The sequence below is a fragment of the Pseudomonas putida genome, assembly GCF_028682395.1.
GTDB classification, from domain to species: Bacteria; Pseudomonadota; Gammaproteobacteria; order Pseudomonadales; family Pseudomonadaceae; genus Aquipseudomonas; species Aquipseudomonas putida_AB.
Genome location: NZ_JANHLC010000002.1, coordinates 207,942 through 225,287, shown reverse-complemented (window position 1 = coordinate 225,287; position 17,346 = coordinate 207,942). Strand labels below are relative to the sequence as shown.

Below are 17,346 nucleotides of genomic sequence, written 5' to 3'. Positions count from 1 at the left end.
TGGTGGCGTATAAGGGGGGCGCAAAAAACAAGTGGTTTAAAACTTGCGGGTTAACGCTAAGAATTAGAGACTGCTTGAATAATTAAAGCCCTGCACTGCGGGGCTTTTTTTCGCCTGGAGAAACGCAATTGGCTTAGCCATTGCCGCTTGGCGTTGAGGCGTTGTTGTTGCCGGTGATGGCGTTGCGCTGGCTGCGGAGTTCGTAGGTGGGACCGCTGGGGGAGTTGACGATCCTTCATCTGCGGCATCAGAAACAAGAGGCACAACAACCATAGAGCCGACGGCAACTGCCCCTAACGCAGCCACCGTTCCCGAGTCCATGCCCGGAACCATCGCCCCCCTAACGCTCCTAGAGTTGCCAACTCTCCTAATCCGCCATCGTAGGTACAGCCATCTACACCTGAAAAGACCGTGACAATGGCTAGGCATCGAATTGTGCCATCTATCGCGGGGGGCGTCGAAGGTGCAGGCGATATGAGGTGATGCCGATCAATTCGCGGTCTGCTGGAGGGGGGGGGCTCAAGCAGCGCCGGTGACGGGCGTCAAGCGTTGCGGCCTCGATGAAAAGGGCTCAAAAGGGAGAGAGGGCGGCATACGGAGCGGCTCAGTCGCTGGGCCTGTAATGGGTTGTTGGTCCTTGGGGGCGGCTCCAATGTTGGAATGCTTTTTTCCTCAGTCGACAACTCTTTGATTTAAAGATCATCGCGCTGAAGGATGGGCTCTATCGCATGGCGCCACAAAAAATCCGAAGCCGCTGACGGCCTCGGATAAGTGATGCGTGCAGTGCCCGGGTCTTGGAAGCGGGCCCTTCGCGGGTCAGTCCCCGGTATAGATGCAGCCGCTGGTGCAGGTCTCATGGATCCGGATGGCGCTGAGTTCGGGCAGCAGGGGTTTGAGTTCCTGCCAGATCCACTTGGCCAGAACTTCACTCGTCGGGTTTTCCAGGCCGGGAATGTCGTTCAGATAGTTGTGATCCAGGCGCTCGTACAGCGGCTTGAAGATCGCCTTGATTTCCGAGAAGTCGCGAATCCAGCCGGTGTGCGGGTCGATATCGCCGCTCAGGTGGATGGCGACCTTGAATGAGTGGCCATGCAGACGCCCGCACTTGTGCCCTTCGGGGACGTGGGGCAGGCGATGGGCGGACTCGAAAGTGAATTCCTTGAATATTTCCACGGTGTCTTGCGCTCTAAAAATGACGGTCGCCAAGGCGAAAAATGCAGGGCCGCAGTTTATCAGTTCCTGCTTCTCGCTGCCGAAACCCCTTCGGCGTTGCACTGCAAAGGTTGTCCGGCTTGCTGGATGGCATCTGGAAAATGTAGTGATAGTGACTCGGGTTGTGGTCAATATGACCTGATTTGTCTGATGTTTAATTGACTTGTGTGTTTATAAAGTGCTGATTTTATTGATAAAAAAATCTGGCACGATTGATGATGTATTGAAAGCGAAGTGGTTAACCATCAGGAGTGCTTACCATGTTCGATTTCTTCTTTTGTGCGCAGAAGGTTCTCAATCTGTCGAGCAAGATTCTCTGGGCTGGTTTGCTGATGCTGCTGGTCGGAGTGGTCGGCGCCTATGGATTCGAATCCCAGTTGGGGCTGGTGACTCTGGTGATTCTGCATTCCATGGTTATCCTGGGCCCGACCTTGCTGAAAATAGGCTATGTAATGCGTTTACTGGCGCAATACCGTCTGAGCAAACCAGAAAAGGAGACACTGCGTGTTGCGATCTGAAGGCGCGGTAGAGGCGCCATTCTGGAGCCTGGGCTTTCGCCCGTTTTTCCTCCTCGGGGCAGCGTTCAGCTGCCTCGCCTTGTGTGGCTGGATTCTCTGGCTCGCGGGTTTGCTGACGCACTGGCAGCCCATGGGCGGGATGTTGGCCTGGCATCGGCACGAAATGCCGTTTGGCTTTGCCGTGGCAATCGTCGCCGGTTTTCTGCTGACCGCCGTGCCTAACTGGACCGGCCTGCCCGGTTTGCATGGCAAGCCTCTGATGCTCCTGGTAGCGTTGTGGCTGGTGGCGCGCCTGGCCTGGTTGTTGCCATTGCCACCACTGGCGATGCTGGTGCTGCAACTGCTGTTTTTACCTGCGTTGGCGCTGATCCTGGGGCGGCAATTGTTTCTGGCTGGCAAGCGCAACAACTATCCGATTATTGCCGTCCTGGGCTTTATGGCGATCTGCCAAGCCGTCACGCTGTCGGGCATTCTGCAGGACGATGTATTGCTGCAGCGCCGCGGCGTGCTGGCGGGGCTCTGGCTGATTGCCGCATTGATGACGGTGATTGGCGGCCGGGTCATTCCGTTTTTTATTCAGCGTGGCCTCAGCCGTACGCAGGGGTTCGCACCTTCGCCCTGGACCGACCGGGTGCTGTTACTGGGGACGGTACTGATTGCCGGGTCGATTGTGGCCGGCTTTGGCGATGCGCCGACGGTATGGCTGGCCCCGGTCTATCTGCTGGTCGCGGTATTGCACGCCGTGCGGTTGGTGCGCTGGCATGTACCGGGCCTATGGCGTGTGCCGTTGCTGTGGTCGCTGTATCTGGCCTATGCCTGGCTGTGGGTGGCGGCGCTCGGGATGGTGGCGTGGCACCTGGGCTTCCTGGCGCAGGAAAGCCTGGCTACCCATGCGTTGGCGGTGGGTGGGGTGGGCGGGATGATTCTGGCGATGATCTCGCGGGTCAGCCTCGGACACACCGGGCGGGCCCTCAAGCCGGCCTGGGCCATGAGCCTGGCGTTTGTCGCGGTGAATATCGCGGCCGTTTGCCGGATCGCCTGGGTGCCGTTCGCCACGTCGGGGTTGTGGGTATCCGGAGTGCTCTGGGCGCTAGCTTTTGCATTGTTCGTCGTGCATTACGCGGCCATCCTTCTCGGGCCGCGATTTTCGGAACCGCCGCGGCCTTAAGGCGGCCTGGCATGGTTGGGGCTGATCGAGACTGGCGAACTCATCCTGATCGACTGCCAGGCTGGACAAGCAGGGTTCTCCCTGACCTGACCCGAATGGGCGCGAGCTTTTTGCGGTGCTTATAGCGCGCCGCTTGCCACCGCGGGGGTCAGGCTTGGAAGTCACCCCAATCGGCGGCTCGCCGTGGTTCGTCGATCTGCACTGCTTTGATCGGCTTGCCCGTCGCCTGTTCGACCCGGCGGGCGACCTCCGGGTCGTCGGCGAAGGGAATCGCGCTGGCTTCGTCGTCATCGGCCTGGGTGTGGTGCTTGAGGCAGTATTCGATGGCGCAGTACAGCGCCACTATCGCCGTCAGATTCAGAGCTATTTCGAACATCGCTGCGCTCCCTTGAAGGCCCGACGAACCGTGGGGTTCGCCGGGCGGGTGATTCAGGCAATCTGCGCTTCACGCGCGGCAATCCGCGCATCGGCGACACGCACGGTGCGCCAGGTGTTGTAGGCCATCAGCAGCATGCCCGCGAGGAAGAACACACCGCCGGCAAAGCGCACCACAAACCCTGGATGACTGGCTTGCAGGGCCTCGACAAACGAGTAGGTCAGCGTGCCGTCATCGTTCACGGCGCGCCACATCAGGCCCTGGGTGATGCCGTTGACCCACATCGAAGCGATGTAGAGCACGGTGCCGATGGTCGCCAGCCAGAAGTGCAGGTTGATCAGCGGGGTGCTATACATCTGCTCGCGGCCGAAGACTTTCGGGATCATGTGGTAGAGCGAGCCGAAGGTGATCATCGCCACCCAGCCGAGGGCGCCGGCATGCACATGGCCAATGGTCCAGTCAGTGTAGTGGGAGAGGGCGTTGACGGTTTTGATCGCCATCATCGGACCTTCGAATGTCGACATCCCATAGAACGCCAGCGACAGCACCAGGAAGCGCAGGATCGGGTCGCTACGCAATTTATGCCAGGCCCCGGAAAGCGTCATCATCCCGTTGATCATGCCGCCCCAACTGGGCGCGAGCAGGATCAGCGACATTGCCATGCCCAGCGACTGGGCCCAGTCCGGCAGGGCGGTGTAGTGCAGGTGGTGCGGGCCGGCCCAGATGTACAGGGTGATCAGGGCCCAGAAATGCACGATCGACAGGCGATAGGAGTACACCGGACGCCCGACCTGCTTGGGCACGAAGTAATACATCATGCCCAGGAAACCGGTGGTCAGGAAAAAGCCCACGGCGTTGTGCCCATACCACCACTGCACCATGGCATCGGTGGCGCCGGAGTAGACCGGATAGGACTTGAACCAGCTCACCGGGATCGACAGGTGATTGACCACGTGCAGCATGGCAATCACCAGGATAAAGGCGCCGAAGAACCAGTTGCCGACGTAGATATGCGTGGTTTTGCGCTTGACCAGTGTGGTGAAGAACACGATGGCGTAGGCGACCCAGACCACGGTCATCCAGACCGCGCCACTGAATTCGATTTCCGCATATTCCTTGGTCGTGGTGTAGCCCAGCGGCAGGCTGACCAGCATGATCACGATCACTGACTGCCAGCCCCAGAAGGTAAAGGCGGCCAGGGTGTCGGAATACAGCCGGACCTGGCAGGTACGCTGCAGGGCATAGTAACTGGCGGCGAATTGCGCGCTGCCGGCGAAGCCGAAGATCACCAGGCTGGTGTGCAGTGGCCGCAAGCGGCCGAAGGTGGTCCAGGGCAGGTCGAGGTTCATGTCCGGCCAGACCAGCTGCGAGGCGATCCACACGCCCATGGCCATGCCGATCACGCCCCATACCACTGTTGCCACGACGAATTGGCGCACGACCTTGTAGTTATAGGCCTGTGCGTTTAGTGCTGTGCTCATGGTCAAGTCTTCCACGGTTGCAAAGTCGCGCCAGGCCACCCGGTCTGGCATGGGACGGACTTTAGGAATCGCAGGCAAAACAAAACAGACTCAGAAAAAAATCATTAATACGTATCAGATAAAAATCCATGGCGTAATTGCTGGATAAAGACTGATATGAGTTTATTGATCTCATCTGAATCTGTTCTGTGTTGGGCGAGCAGGCCATAGTCCCGCGTCAGGTAATGGCCCTTCGATTGGCCGCCCCATCGAGGGCGCGCACGCTGTCCAGCGCTGGTTTTAACTTGGGCGAAGGTAATGGCCTTTTGATAGAGTGCGCGCCTTGAAAAAAAGGAAGTCTGAAAATGCGCAGGATGTTGGTTGTGGGGGTCGCGGCACTGATGCTGGCCGGTTGTGGTGGCCCGAAGCTCGATGGCACCAGTGAAGCGAGCCTGAGTGAGTCGATGGGGAAAATCGGTGCTCAATTGCCCCAGGAGCAACGGGTTAAATTCGTCGAAGACCTGAAACTCATCACCCTGAGCAAGATTGGTGAAGCCTTTAGCGGTGCTATCTCTGCCGAACAAACCGCCGACAACTTGCGCGCCGAGCTCAATGGCAAGACCGTCGAGCAGGTCGCGGCCATGGCGGACGCCCTGCGCGCCGCGCGGGCCCAGCGTCAGAAGGACCAGGCACTGGCCGAGATCAAGCAACTGCTGGAGATCCAGCAGGCTGCCCAGGCCGCTGCGCAGGAAATGGCCAAATTCCAGATCCTGAAGTCGGAGTTCTATTTCACCGAAAAGAACAAGAACGTCGCGGCCCCCCATGGGCAGCCGGTGGTGGTGGCCAAGGTGCTCAATGGCACTCCGTATGCAGTGGCCCGTGTCGGCTTCAAGGGCACTGTGGCCAGCCCGGGCCGTGCCACGCCGTGGTTTGTCGGAACGGTCGAACTGCCGATTCCGGGCGGGATCGAGCCGGGCGAGTCGCCGACCTGGGAGGTCACCCCGAACATGTTCTCCGAATGGGGCAAGCTCGACGCGCCACAAGGCGCCCTGTTCACCCTGGAAGTGATCAAGCTGGCCGGTGCCGACGGCACAGTGCTGTTTGACGCCACAGGCCTGAGTGAAGCCCAGGCCCAGCGCCTGGCCAGCCTGCAGAGCCAGTATCCGGCGGCGAACTAGGCGTTAGCGCACGCCAGCGGCATGCCGCCTCTGTGGCGGCCTTGCCGACAGGTAAGAGATTCCTCTCTGTCGCTATAAAAGCGCATACGGCCCCCGACAAAGCGACCAGATGTAGCTATACCTGTAATTCCCTACGCCAGTGCCCTGGCGCCTGACAGGAGTTATGCGATGAAGCTTCCATTGATGACCGGCCTGCTTTGTGCCGCTGCACTGGGTGTGGGCGGCTGTTCGAGCAATGTCACTCAGCCGGACGAATATTCCGGATTTCTCAAGGACTACAGCCGGCTCAAGGAGAGCCGCTCGCCGTCGGGCGTCGAAGTGATGAACTGGATCGACCCCAAGCTGGAGGTCAATCAGTACAGCCGCGTCTATATCGAGCCAACCCAGTTCTATCCCAAGCCCCAGCCAACGGACAAGATCCCGCAGAAAACTCTGTCGGCGATCACTCAGTATTACGACCAGGCGCTGAAGCGCGAGTTGTCTAAGTCATTGCCATTGGCTGATGGCCCGGGCCCGGGTGTCGTTGTGGTCCGGGCGGCGATTACGGCGGTCAGTAGCAAGACCGAAGGCTTGAAGGCCTATGAAATTATCCCAGTGGCCTTGGTGGCCGCCGCCGTCAGCACCGCCAGCGGTATTCGCGACCAGGAAACCACCCTGGCGACCGAAGCGGTGTTCCTCGATGGCAGCACTAATAGGGTGGTGGCGCAGGTGGTGCGCAAAGGCACCGGTAAACCGCTGGAGAACGACAGTCAGGTGATGACGGCCAACGATGTGAAAAACGTGATCGATAGCTGGGCGTCGGACTTGCATCAGTCGTATCTTAAACTCAAGGCCAAGGGCCGCTAGCCAGCAGTTCCTTCTTTATCTTGTAGGTGCGGGCTTTTTAGCGTGTCAGATATCACTAAAAGGCCCGCGAGCAAGCTCGCGCCAGCAGGCTGGGCGGGTATCCGGGCATCTCGCCCATTGTTGGAGGGTGTCCGGTTCATGGCTGTATTGCAACGCAGCACCTTTTTCCGTGGGCGCACGCCGGCCCAGGTCCTGGAGTTCTGCCTGGAAGGGCGCAACTTCCCCAGGATCTTTCCTGAGCCGATCACGCCGCTGGGTGTGGTCGACGAGCAGGATCTGCGCATTGTCGCGGGGCGCGAATTTCGCTTTCGCCACTGGATGTTCGGCGTGGTGCCGGCGAACTGGACGGTGCGTATCCGTGAAGTGGGCGACACGCATTTTATCGACGAGATGCTCAAGGGGCCGCTGCGTGCCTTTTGTCATGAGCATCGGGTGGAAGCGGCCGTTGGCGGAACGCTATACACCGACCGGGTCACCTACGGGGCCATCGGCGGCGTACTGCTGGAGCGTCTGGTCGTGGACCGCTACATGCGGCGGATCTTCGATGGCCGCCACCGCAATATGCTGAGTCTGCTGTAACCCTTGTGCAATCGTCAGGTGGGCGGCAAAGTCCTACGCGATCGATCAACTATTTGTGCTCCTTCCCATAGGTTGCCGGGCGCTTTCGTGTTTAACTTTCGGCCTCTTCAAAACCACTGTCAGAAGGACTCCGTTCATGGCTCAAGTGACTCTTAAAGGCAACCCTGTTCAAGTCAAAGGCCAGCTGCCGCAAGTCGGCACCCAGGCTCCGGCATTTTCCCTGGTCAACACCGGCCTGGCCGATGTGACCCTGAGCAGCCTGGCGGGCAAGCGCAAGATCCTGAATATCTTCCCAAGCGTCGACACCCCGACCTGCGCGACCTCGGTCCGTACCTTCAACGCCAAGGCCAATGACATCGCCAATACCGTGGTGCTGTGCATCTCCGCCGACCTGCCGTTCGCCCAGGCCCGCTTCTGCGGCGCGGAAGGCCTGGAAAACGTGCAGAGCCTGTCGACCCTGCGCGGTCGTGAATTTATCGAGAACTACGGCGTTGCCATCGCCGACGGCCCATTGGCCGGCCTGACCGCCCGTGCGGTCGTGGTTCTCGACGAAAACGACAAAGTGCTGCACAGCGAGCTGGTTGGCGAAATTGCCGACGAGCCTAACTATGCAGCGGCCCTGGCCGTTCTCAAGTAAGGCTACCGGCAAGAAATCGACGGCCTGGCTTTGCCCAGGCCGTTTTTATTTGTGCTTCAAATGCTTAGCTGACAGTCCGGGAACGTCAGCGCTAGGTAAATTGCCGGTAAAGGCGCTTTTCATCAGGGCCGCCAGTGCTTATCTTTCAGCCTCCCGATAAAGAAGCTCTCGCGCATAATGGTTGATCACTCCATGCAATCCTCCGGTTCCCGCAATTCCCGTCGTTGGTTATTCGCCCTGTTGGTGCTGGTGGTGATCGCCATTCTCTGCTGGTGGCTCTGGCCTGCCAGCAGTGCCCACAAGGACAGCGCCGCGCTGACTTCCGCGCCTCGTACGGGCAAGAGCGGCATGATGCGCCCCGGCTTTGGTGGCTCCAGTGCCGCGGTTCCGGTGCGTGTGGCGCCCGCGACCCAGGGGGACTTCCCCCTGTATTACAAGGCGCTGGGCACGGTGACTGCCCTCAATACCATCAATGTGCGCAGTCGCGTCGGCGGCGAGTTGGTCAAGGTCTATTTCCAGGAAGGGCAGCAGGTCAAGGCCGGCGAACTGCTGGCCGAGATCGATCCACGCAGTTATCAGAATGCCTTGCTCCAGGCCGAAGGCACCCTGCTGCAGAGCCAGGCACAACTGAAGAACGCCCAGGTCGACCTGGCCCGTTATCGCGGCCTCTATGCCGAGGACAGTATTGCCAAGCAGACCCTCGACACCGCAGAAGCGTTGGTCGGTCAGTATCAGGGCACGGTCAAGACCAACCAGGCGGCGGTCAACGACGCCAAGCTCAATCTGGAATTCACCAAGATTCGTGCACCGATCGCCGGGCGTGTCGGCCTGCGTCAACTGGACGTCGGCAACCTGGTGGCGGCCAATGATGCCACCGCCCTGGTGGTTATCACCCAGACCCAGCCGATCAGCGTCAGCTTCACGCTCCCGGAAAACAACCTGCAGACGGTCCTTGAACGCTATCGCAGCGGCGCGCAGTTGCCGGTGCAGGCGTGGGACCGTGGCGACCAGAAGATGCTCGCCGTCGGCGTCCTGAAAAGCCTGGACAACCAGATCGACACCACCACCGGCACCCTGAAATTCAAGGCGCGCTATGACAACCGGGACGAAAGCCTGTTTCCCAACCAGTTCGTCAACGTCAAGTTGCTGGCCGACACCCTGAAGAATGTCGTGCTGGTACCGACGGCGGCGGTGCAGTTCGGCAACGCAGGCACCTTTGTCTATGTGCTCGACGGCGAGACGACCGTGAAAATCCGCAACCTCAAGCTGGGTGCCAGCGACGGCGAGACGACGGTGATCAAGGAAGGCCTGGCGGCCGGCGAGCGCGTGGTGCTCGAAGGGACTGACCGCCTGCGCGATGGCGGGGCGGTGGAGGTGGTCAATGATAGCCAGGCCGTGCCGAGTACGCCGGCTGAGCAATTGCAGGGGGCCTCGGCCGTGCCTGGCGAACCGGTAGCCCGTGGCAAGGCGCAAAAGGGCGGCGCATGAATCTCTCGCGGCTGTTTATTCTCCGTCCGGTCGCCACCACCCTGAGCATGCTGGCCATTGTCCTGGCCGGCCTGATCGCCTATCGCTTGCTGCCGGTCGCGGCCTTGCCCCAGGTCGACTACCCGACCATCCGCGTGATCACCCTGTATCCCGGTGCCAGTCCGGACGTGATGACCAGTGCGGTCACCGCCCCCCTGGAGCGTCAGTTCGGGCAGATGCCGGGGTTGACCCAGATGGCGTCCACCAGCTCCGGTGGCGCCTCGGTGCTGACCCTGCGTTTCAGCCTGGACATCAACATGGATGTCGCCGAGCAACAGGTACAGGCCGCGATCAACGCTGCCAGCAACCTGCTGCCCAAGGACCTGCCGGCGCCGCCGGTGTACAACAAGGTCAACCCGGCGGACACCCCGGTGCTGACCCTGGCGATCAGTTCCAAGACCATGCCGCTGCCCAAGCTCAATGACCTGGTCGATACGCGCATGGCGCAGAAAATCGCCCAGATCAGCGGCGTCGGCATGGTCAGCATTGCCGGCGGCCAGCGCCAGGCCGTGCGAATCAAGGTCAATGCCCAGGCCCTGGCGGCCAACGGCTTGAACCTGGCGGATGTGCGCAGCCTGATCGGCGCGTCCAACGTCAACCAGCCCAAGGGCAACTTCGACGGCCCGACCCGGGTTTCGATGCTCGACGCCAATGACCAACTGAAGTCGCCCGAGGAGTATGCCGAGCTGATTCTGGCCTATAACAATGGCGCCCCGTTGCGGCTCAAGGATGTCGCCGAGATCGTCGCCGGCGCCGAGAACGAACGGCTGGCCGCCTGGGCCAATGACCGTCCAGCCGTGTTGCTCAATATCCAGCGCCAACCCGGCGCCAACGTGATCGAGGTGGTGGACCGGATCAAGGCCATGCTGCCGAGCATTACCGATAACCTGCCGGCGGGTCTCGATGTCACGGTCCTGACCGACCGCACCCAGACCATTCGCGCCTCGGTCAAGGATGTCCAGCACGAGCTGTTTATCGCCATTGCCCTGGTGGTGCTGGTGACCTTCCTGTTTCTGCGTCGGGCCAGTGCCACGATCATTCCGTCGATTGCCGTGCCGCTGTCATTGATCGGCACCTTTGGCGTGATGTACCTGGCCGGGTTCTCGATCAATAACCTGACGCTGATGGCCTTGACCATCGCCACGGGCTTTGTGGTCGATGACGCCATCGTCATGCTGGAAAATATTTCCCGTTACATAGAGGAGGGCGACAGCCCGATGCAGGCTGCGCTCAAGGGCGCCAAGCAGATCGGTTTCACCTTGATCTCGTTGACCCTGTCGCTGATCGCGGTATTGATCCCGCTGCTGTTTATGGCCGACGTGGTCGGCCGGCTGTTTCGCGAGTTCGCCATTACCCTGGCGGTGGCGATCCTGATTTCCCTGGTGGTCTCCCTGACCCTGACGCCGATGATGTGCGCGCGGCTGCTCAAGCGCGAGCCCAAGGAAGAAGAGCAGGGCCGTTTCTATCGGGCCAGCGGCGCCTGCATCGACTGGATGATTGCCGCCTACGGGCGCAAATTGCAGTGGGTGCTCAAGCACCAGCCGCTGACCTTGCTGGTGGCCATCGCGACCCTGGGCCTGACCGTGCTGCTGTATATGGCCGTGCCCAAGGGCTTCTTCCCGGTGCAGGACACCGGGGTGATCCAGGGGATTTCCGAGGCGCCGCAGTCGATCTCGTTCAGTGCCATGAGCCAGCGCCAACAAGCCCTGGCCAAGATCATCCTGCAGGACCCGGCAGTGGAAAGCCTGTCGTCCTATATCGGTGTGGATGGCGATAACGCCACGCTGAACACCGGCCGTTTGCTGATCAACCTCAAGCCCCATGGCGAGCGCGACCTGAGTGCCGCGCAGATCATTGCTCGCCTGCAACCCGAGGTCGACAAGCTGTTGGGCATCCGTCTGTTTATGCAGCCGGTGCAGGACCTGACCATCGAGGATCGGGTCAGTCGCACCCAGTACCAGTTCAGTCTGTCGTCGCCCGACGACCAGTTGCTGGCGCAGTGGAGCTCCAGGCTGGTCGAAGCCCTGCAACAGCGCCCGGAATTGACCGACGTGGCCAGCGACCTGCAGGACAAGGGTCTACAGGTGTACCTAGTGATTGACCGCGATGCGGCGTCGCGCCTTGGCGTTTCGGTGGCCAATATCACCGACGCGCTGTATGACGCCTTTGGCCAGCGGCAGATTTCCACTATCTATACCCAGGCCAGCCAGTACCGGGTAGTGCTGCAGGCCGAATCCGGCGAGAGCATCGGGCCCCAGGCGCTGGAAGATATTCACGTCAAGACCACCGACGGCGGCCAGGTTCGCCTGAGCAGCCTGGCGCGGATCGAAGAGCGTCAGGCGCAACTGGCCATCGCCCATATCGGCCAGTTCCCGGCGGTCATGATGTCCTTCAATCTGGCGCCCGGCGTGGCGCTGGGCCAGGCGGTGGAGATCATCGAGCAGGTGCAGAAGGACATCGGCATGCCGGTGGGTGTGCAGACCCAGTTCCAGGGCGCGGCCGAGGCTTTCCAGGCGTCGTTGTCGAGCACCTTGTTGCTGATCCTGGCAGCGGTGGTGACCATGTATATCGTGCTCGGGGTGCTGTACGAGAGCTATATCCACCCGATCACCATTCTCTCGACCCTGCCATCGGCCGCCGTGGGCGCCTTGCTGGCGTTGATGCTCAGTGGCAATGACCTGGGCATGATCGCGATTATCGGGATCATCCTGTTGATTGGCATCGTCAAGAAGAACGCGATCATGATGATCGACTTCGCCCTCGACGCCGAGCGCAATCAGGGCATGGCCCCGGAGCAGGCGATCTACCAGGCGGCGCTACTGCGTTTCCGGCCGATCCTGATGACCACCCTGGCCGCGCTATTCGGCGCTATCCCGCTGATGCTCGCCACCGGCTCGGGCGCCGAGCTGCGTCAGCCCCTGGGCCTGGTCATGGTCGGCGGGTTGCTGGTCAGTCAGGTACTGACCCTGTTCACCACCCCGGTGATCTATCTGTACTTCGATAGATTGGGCCAACGCGCTGCCGGCGCTGGGGAGGAGAGGGCATGACCAAGGGCTGCGATCAGCGGCAAGCGGCTAGCGGCACGCTCAAACAAGAGTCGCAGCCGGGGCGCTTACGGGCGTGGCTTTTTACCGGCCGCCTGCCACTTGAAGTGCGGAGCCGCGTGCTATGAATTTGTCGGGTCCGTTTATCCGCCGTCCGGTCGCGACCATGCTGTTGAGCCTGGCGATCATGCTGTTGGGCGGGGTCAGTTTCGGTCTGCTGCCGGTGGCGCCGCTGCCGCAGATGGATTTCCCGGTGATCGTGGTCCAGGCCAGTTTGCCGGGGGCCAGCCCCGAGGTGATGGCGTCTTCCGTGGCCACGCCTCTGGAGCGCTCCCTGGGCGCCATTGCCGGGGTCAATACCATGAGCAGCGGGTCGAGCCAGGGGTCGACCCGGGTCATTCTGCAGTTTGATCAGGGCCGCGATATCAATGGTGCGGCGCGGGAAGTGCAGGCGGCGATCAATGCGTCGCGCAATCTATTGCCCAGCGGTATGCGCAGCATGCCGACCTACAAGAAGATCAACCCGTCCCAGGCACCGATCATGGTGCTGGCGCTGACCTCCAATGTCTTGCAGAAGGGCCAGCTCTATGACCTGGCCTCGACCATCCTGTCCCAGAGCCTGTCCCAGGTGCCTGGGGTCGGCGAGGTGCAGATCGGCGGCAGCTCTCTGCCGGCGGTGCGGGTCGAGCTTGAGCCGCAATTGCTCAACCAGTACGGCGTGGCGCTGGACGATGTGCGTGCGACCATCGCCAATGCCAATGTCCGCCGCCCCAAGGGTTCGGTCGAGAATGACCAGCATAACTGGCAGGTCCAGGCCAACGACCAGTTGGAGAAGGCCAAGGATTACGAGCCGCTGATTATCCGCTACCAGAATGGCACGGCCCTGCGCCTGAGCGATGTGGCCAAGGTTCGTGATGGCGTGGAGGACCGCTACAACAGTGGTTTCTTCAATGACCAGGATGCGGTGCTGCTGGTGGTCAACCGCCAGGCCGGGGCCAACATCATCGAGACGGTGGAGCAGATCAAGGCCCAGTTGCCGGCGTTGCAGGCGGTGCTGCCGGCCAGTGTCAAACTGGAGCTGGCCATGGATCGCTCGCCGGTGATCAAGGCCACGCTGCACGAAGCCGAAATGACCCTGCTGATCGCCGTGGCACTGGTGATCCTGGTGGTGTTCCTGTTTCTCGGCAATTTTCGCGCCTCGCTGATCCCCAGCCTCGCGGTGCCGGTCTCGCTGGTCGGGACCTTCGCGATCATGTACCTCTATGGTTTTTCGCTGAATAACCTGTCGCTGATGGCGCTGATCCTGGCCACCGGGCTGGTGGTCGATGATGCCATCGTGGTGTTGGAAAATATCTCCCGGCATATCGATGCCGGCATGAAGCCGATGCAGGCGGCCTACCTGGGCGCCAAGGAAGTCGGTTTTACCCTGCTGTCGATGAACGTCTCGCTGGTGGCGGTATTCCTGTCGATCCTGTTTATGGGCGGGATTATCGAGAGCCTGTTCCGCGAGTTCTCCATCACCCTGGCCGCGTCGATCGTGGTCTCGCTGCTGGTCTCGCTGACGCTGACGCCGATGCTCTGCGCCCGTTGGCTCAAGCCCCACGTGCCAGGACAGGAGAACGGCCTGCAACGCTGGAGTCAGCGGGTCAATGAACGCATGGTCAGCGGCTACGCCCGTAGCCTCGACTGGGTGCTGGCGCACAAGCGCCTGACGCTGTTCAGCCTGCTGCTGACCATTGGCGTCAACATCGCCCTGTATGTGGTGGTACCCAAGACCTTTATGCCGCAGCAGGACACCGGCCAGTTGATGGGCTTTGTGCGCGGCGACGACGGCCTGTCGTTCAGCGTGATGCAGCCCAAGATGGAGATCTTTCGACGTGCGGTGCTCGCCGATCCGGCCGTGGCCAGTGTGGCCGGTTTTATCGGCGGCAACAGTGGCACCAATAACGCGATGATGCTGGTGCGCCTCAAGCCGATTGGCGAGCGCAAGATCTCCGCGCAAAAGGTCATCGAGCGCCTGCGCAAGAACATGCCGCTGGTGCCCGGTGGACGCCTGATGCTGATGGCGGACCAGGACTTGCAGTTTGGTGGCGGGCGTGACCAGACCTCGTCGCAGTATTCCTACATCCTGCAAAGCGGTGATTTATCGGCCCTGCGCCTGTGGTATCCGAAGGTGGTGGCGGCGCTCAAGGCCCTGCCGGAACTGACCGCCATCGACGCCCGTGAAGGCCGTGGCGCGCAGCAGGTGACCCTGGTGGTCGACCGCGACACGGCCAAGCGGCTCGGGGTGGACATGGACATGGTGACCGCGGTCCTGAACAACGCCTACAGCCAGCGCCAGATCTCGACCATCTATGACAGCCTGAACCAGTACCAGGTGGTGATGGAGGTCAATCCCAAGTATGCCCAGGACCCGGAAACCCTTAACCAGGTCCAGATCATCACCGCCGATGGCCAGCGCATTCCCCTATCCGCTATTGCCCATTACGAGAACAGCCTGGCCGACGACCGCGTCAGCCATGAAGGACAGTTTGCGTCCGAGAACATCGCTTTCGACCTGGCCGAAGGAGTGTCCCTGGATACCGCGACGGCGGCCATCGAACGGGCCATCGCCCAGGTCGGCCTGCCGGAAGAAGTGATCGCGAAAATGGCCGGTACCGGTGATGCCTTCGCGGCTACGCAGAAGAGCCAGCCGTTCATGATTCTCGGTGCGCTGCTGGCGGTGTACCTGGTACTTGGCGTGCTTTATGAAAGCTATATCCACCCGCTGACCATTCTCTCCACGTTGCCATCGGCCGGGGTCGGTGCGCTGTTGAGCATCTATGCACTGGGCGGCGAGTTCAGCCTGATTTCCCTGCTTGGGCTGTTTTTGCTGATCGGCGTGGTGAAGAAAAACGCGATCCTGATGATCGACCTGGCCCTGCAACTGGAACGCCATGACGGCATGAGCCCGCTGGAGTCGATTCGCAGTGCCTGCTTGCTGCGGCTGCGACCGATCCTGATGACCACCCTGGCCGCGATCCTCGGTGCCTTGCCTCTGATGCTCAGCACTGCCGAGGGTGCCGAGATGCGCCAGCCTCTGGGCCTGACCATTATCGGCGGGCTGGTCTTCAGCCAGATCCTGACCCTTTACACCACCCCCGTGGTTTATCTCTATCTCGACCGCCTGCGTCACCGCTTCAATGCCTGGCGCGGCGTGCGTACCGATGGCGCACTGGAAACTCCGCTATGACTGATCGCCTGTCACCCCTCTTGCCTGCCCAGCGCCTGTCTAGCGCTCGCGGCTCGCGGCTCTTGAGCCTGTCGCTGGCGGCGCTGATGCTCAGTGCCTGCGCCATCGGCCCGGATTACCAACGGCCCGAGCTGGCGGCCCCCGCGCACTACAAAGAAGCCGATGGCTGGCGCCAGGCCCAGCCCAGCGACGCCCTGGCCCGTGGTGCCTGGTGGGAGCTGTATGGCGACCGCCAGCTGAACGACCTGGTGTTGCGCCTGAACAGCAATAACCAGAGTGTGGCCCAGGCCGAGGCGCAGTTCCGCCAGGCCCAGGCGCTGGTGCGCAGTTCCCGGGGGGCGTTTTTCCCCAGTGTCGACCTCAATGGCGGCAAGACGCGTTCCAGCCAGGGCACTGGCAGCAGCAGTTCGAGCTTGAGCAGCTCCAGCAGCGGGATTCGCAACACCTATAACGCCCAACTGGGCGTGAGCTGGGAGGCGGACATCTGGGGCAAGCTGCGTCGTGGCCTGGAGGCCGACCAGGCGAGTGCCGAAGCCAGCCTGGCCGATCTGGCGGCCATGCGCCTGAGCCAGCAGTCGGAACTGGTGCAGAACTACCTGCAACTGCGGGTGATCGACGAGCAAAAACGCTTGCTCGAAGCCACGGTCGAGGCCTATCAGCGTTCGTTGAAAATGACCGAAAACCAGTACCGCGCCGGGGTATCCGGCAAGGATGCGGTGGCCCAGGCCCAGACCCAACTCAAAAGTACCCAGGCCGACCTGATCGATCTGATCTGGCAGCGTGCGCAGTTTGAAAACGCGATTGCCGTGTTGATCGGCGTGCCGCCGGCGGACTTCAACCTGGCGGCCACCACAGGCATTCCGGCCTTGCCCCAGGTGCCGGCGAGCCTGCCGTCGCAACTGCTGGAACGGCGCCCGGATATCGCCTCGGCGGAACGTTCGATCATCGCCGCCAATGCCAAGATCGGCGTGGCCAAGACTGCCTATTACCCGGATTTGAGCCTGAGCCTGAGCGGTGGCTATAGCAGCAGTACCTTCAGTGATTTGATCAGCCTGCCCAACCGCTTCTGGTCGGTGGGGCCGAAGCTGGCCATGACCCTGTTCGATGGCGGCCAGCGCTCGGCCGAAGTCGATCGCACCGAGGCCGTTTACGACCAGACCGTGGCCAAGTACCGCCAGACCGTGCTCGACGGTTTCCGCGAGGTGGAGAATTACCTGGTGCAGTTGAAGGTCCTGGAAGACGAAGCGGCGGTGCGCGCCGAGGCACTGGCCTCGGCACGTGAGTCGTTGCGCCTGACCAGCAACCAGTACAAGGCCGGGCTGATCGCTTATCTGGACGTGGTCAATGTGCAGACCACGGCGCTGAGCAACGAGCGCAGCGTGCTCAATGTCCTGCAGAGCCGCTTGGTGGCCAGTGTGCAATTGATTGCGGCACTGGGTGGCGGCTGGGATGGCAACACCGACCTGAGTGTCAATGAACAGGCCGGCAACAAAGCCGTCGATTAGCCGCGGGTGGCCCCTCGCGACCAGATACGGTCGCGGGGGCGACGAATTTTACAAATCTTGTAAT

General features: G+C 61.3%; 13 protein-coding genes. 10 read left to right on the top strand and 3 right to left on the bottom strand.

The genetic code is table 11. The features are described from left to right. Positions 1 to 816: 816 nt before the first annotated feature. On the bottom strand, positions 817 to 1,173 hold the full coding sequence (gene queD / locus NPS46_RS06335; RefSeq protein ID WP_274105581.1) for a 6-carboxytetrahydropterin synthase QueD: 357 nt from the start codon (positions 1,171 to 1,173) through the stop codon (positions 817 to 819). Positions 1,174 to 1,472: 299 nt separating this feature from the next. Here queD and NPS46_RS06330 point away from each other — a divergent pair, with 299 nt between their 5' ends. Together NPS46_RS06330 and NPS46_RS06325 are read left to right on the top strand one after the other, a co-directional pair. Then, positions 1,473 to 1,730 carry a transmembrane sensor/regulator PpyR gene (locus NPS46_RS06330; protein WP_274105580.1) on the top strand — a complete coding sequence of 86 codons (258 nt, stop codon included), beginning with the start codon at positions 1,473 to 1,475 and terminating at the stop codon, positions 1,728 to 1,730. After that, positions 1,720 to 2,898 carry an NnrS family protein gene (locus tag NPS46_RS06325; RefSeq protein ID WP_425312708.1) on the top strand — a complete coding sequence of 393 codons (1,179 nt, stop codon included), beginning with the start codon at positions 1,720 to 1,722 and terminating at the stop codon, positions 2,896 to 2,898. Before NPS46_RS06330 ends, NPS46_RS06325 begins: the two co-directional genes overlap by 11 nt. A gap of 148 nt (positions 2,899 to 3,046) precedes the next feature. Here the strand turns inward: NPS46_RS06325 and NPS46_RS06320 are convergent, their stop codons facing one another. After that, positions 3,047 to 3,274 carry a hypothetical protein gene (locus NPS46_RS06320; protein WP_274105578.1) on the bottom strand — a complete coding sequence of 76 codons (228 nt, stop codon included), beginning with the start codon at positions 3,272 to 3,274 and terminating at the stop codon, positions 3,047 to 3,049. 53 nt (positions 3,275 to 3,327) lie between these two features. Continuing rightward, positions 3,328 to 4,755, bottom strand: coding sequence for a cytochrome-c oxidase, cbb3-type subunit I (ccoN, locus tag NPS46_RS06315; RefSeq protein ID WP_274105577.1), 1,428 nt, complete (start codon positions 4,753 to 4,755; stop codon positions 3,328 to 3,330). A gap of 344 nt (positions 4,756 to 5,099) precedes the next feature. Between ccoN and NPS46_RS06310 the strand changes: the two genes are divergently transcribed. The 8 genes from NPS46_RS06310 (at position 5,100) to NPS46_RS06275 (ending at position 17,282) form a co-directional block, all read left to right on the top strand. Further along, positions 5,100 to 5,912 (top strand): DUF6694 family lipoprotein, encoded by an 813-nt coding sequence (locus NPS46_RS06310; protein ID WP_274105576.1) that lies wholly within the window; start codon positions 5,100 to 5,102, stop codon positions 5,910 to 5,912. 168 nt (positions 5,913 to 6,080) lie between these two features. Continuing rightward, a complete protein-coding gene (locus tag NPS46_RS06305) occupies positions 6,081 to 6,758 on the top strand; it encodes a DUF3313 domain-containing protein (protein WP_274105575.1) in 678 nt (225 codons plus the stop codon). 138 nt (positions 6,759 to 6,896) lie between these two features. Next, positions 6,897 to 7,337 carry a polyketide cyclase gene (locus NPS46_RS06300; RefSeq protein WP_274105574.1) on the top strand — a complete coding sequence of 147 codons (441 nt, stop codon included), beginning with the start codon at positions 6,897 to 6,899 and terminating at the stop codon, positions 7,335 to 7,337. Positions 7,338 to 7,473: 136 nt separating this feature from the next. After that, positions 7,474 to 7,974 carry a thiol peroxidase gene (gene tpx / locus NPS46_RS06295; RefSeq protein ID WP_274105573.1) on the top strand — a complete coding sequence of 167 codons (501 nt, stop codon included), beginning with the start codon at positions 7,474 to 7,476 and terminating at the stop codon, positions 7,972 to 7,974. A gap of 177 nt (positions 7,975 to 8,151) precedes the next feature. Then, the gene (locus NPS46_RS06290; protein WP_274105572.1) at positions 8,152 to 9,462 is read left to right on the top strand and encodes an MdtA/MuxA family multidrug efflux RND transporter periplasmic adaptor subunit; all 1,311 of its coding nucleotides are present in this window, start codon (positions 8,152 to 8,154) and stop codon (positions 9,460 to 9,462) included. Next, the gene (locus NPS46_RS06285) at positions 9,459 to 12,548 is read left to right on the top strand and encodes an MdtB/MuxB family multidrug efflux RND transporter permease subunit (protein WP_274105571.1); all 3,090 of its coding nucleotides are present in this window, start codon (positions 9,459 to 9,461) and stop codon (positions 12,546 to 12,548) included. Before NPS46_RS06290 ends, NPS46_RS06285 begins: the two co-directional genes overlap by 4 nt. A 121-nt stretch (positions 12,549 to 12,669) precedes the next feature. Continuing rightward, positions 12,670 to 15,777 carry an efflux RND transporter permease subunit gene (locus NPS46_RS06280; protein ID WP_274105570.1) on the top strand — a complete coding sequence of 1,036 codons (3,108 nt, stop codon included), beginning with the start codon at positions 12,670 to 12,672 and terminating at the stop codon, positions 15,775 to 15,777. After that, positions 15,774 to 17,282 (top strand): efflux transporter outer membrane subunit, encoded by a 1,509-nt coding sequence (locus NPS46_RS06275; protein WP_274105569.1) that lies wholly within the window; start codon positions 15,774 to 15,776, stop codon positions 17,280 to 17,282. The genes NPS46_RS06280 and NPS46_RS06275 overlap by 4 nt, the downstream gene beginning before the upstream one ends. Positions 17,283 to 17,346 lie beyond the last annotated feature (64 nt).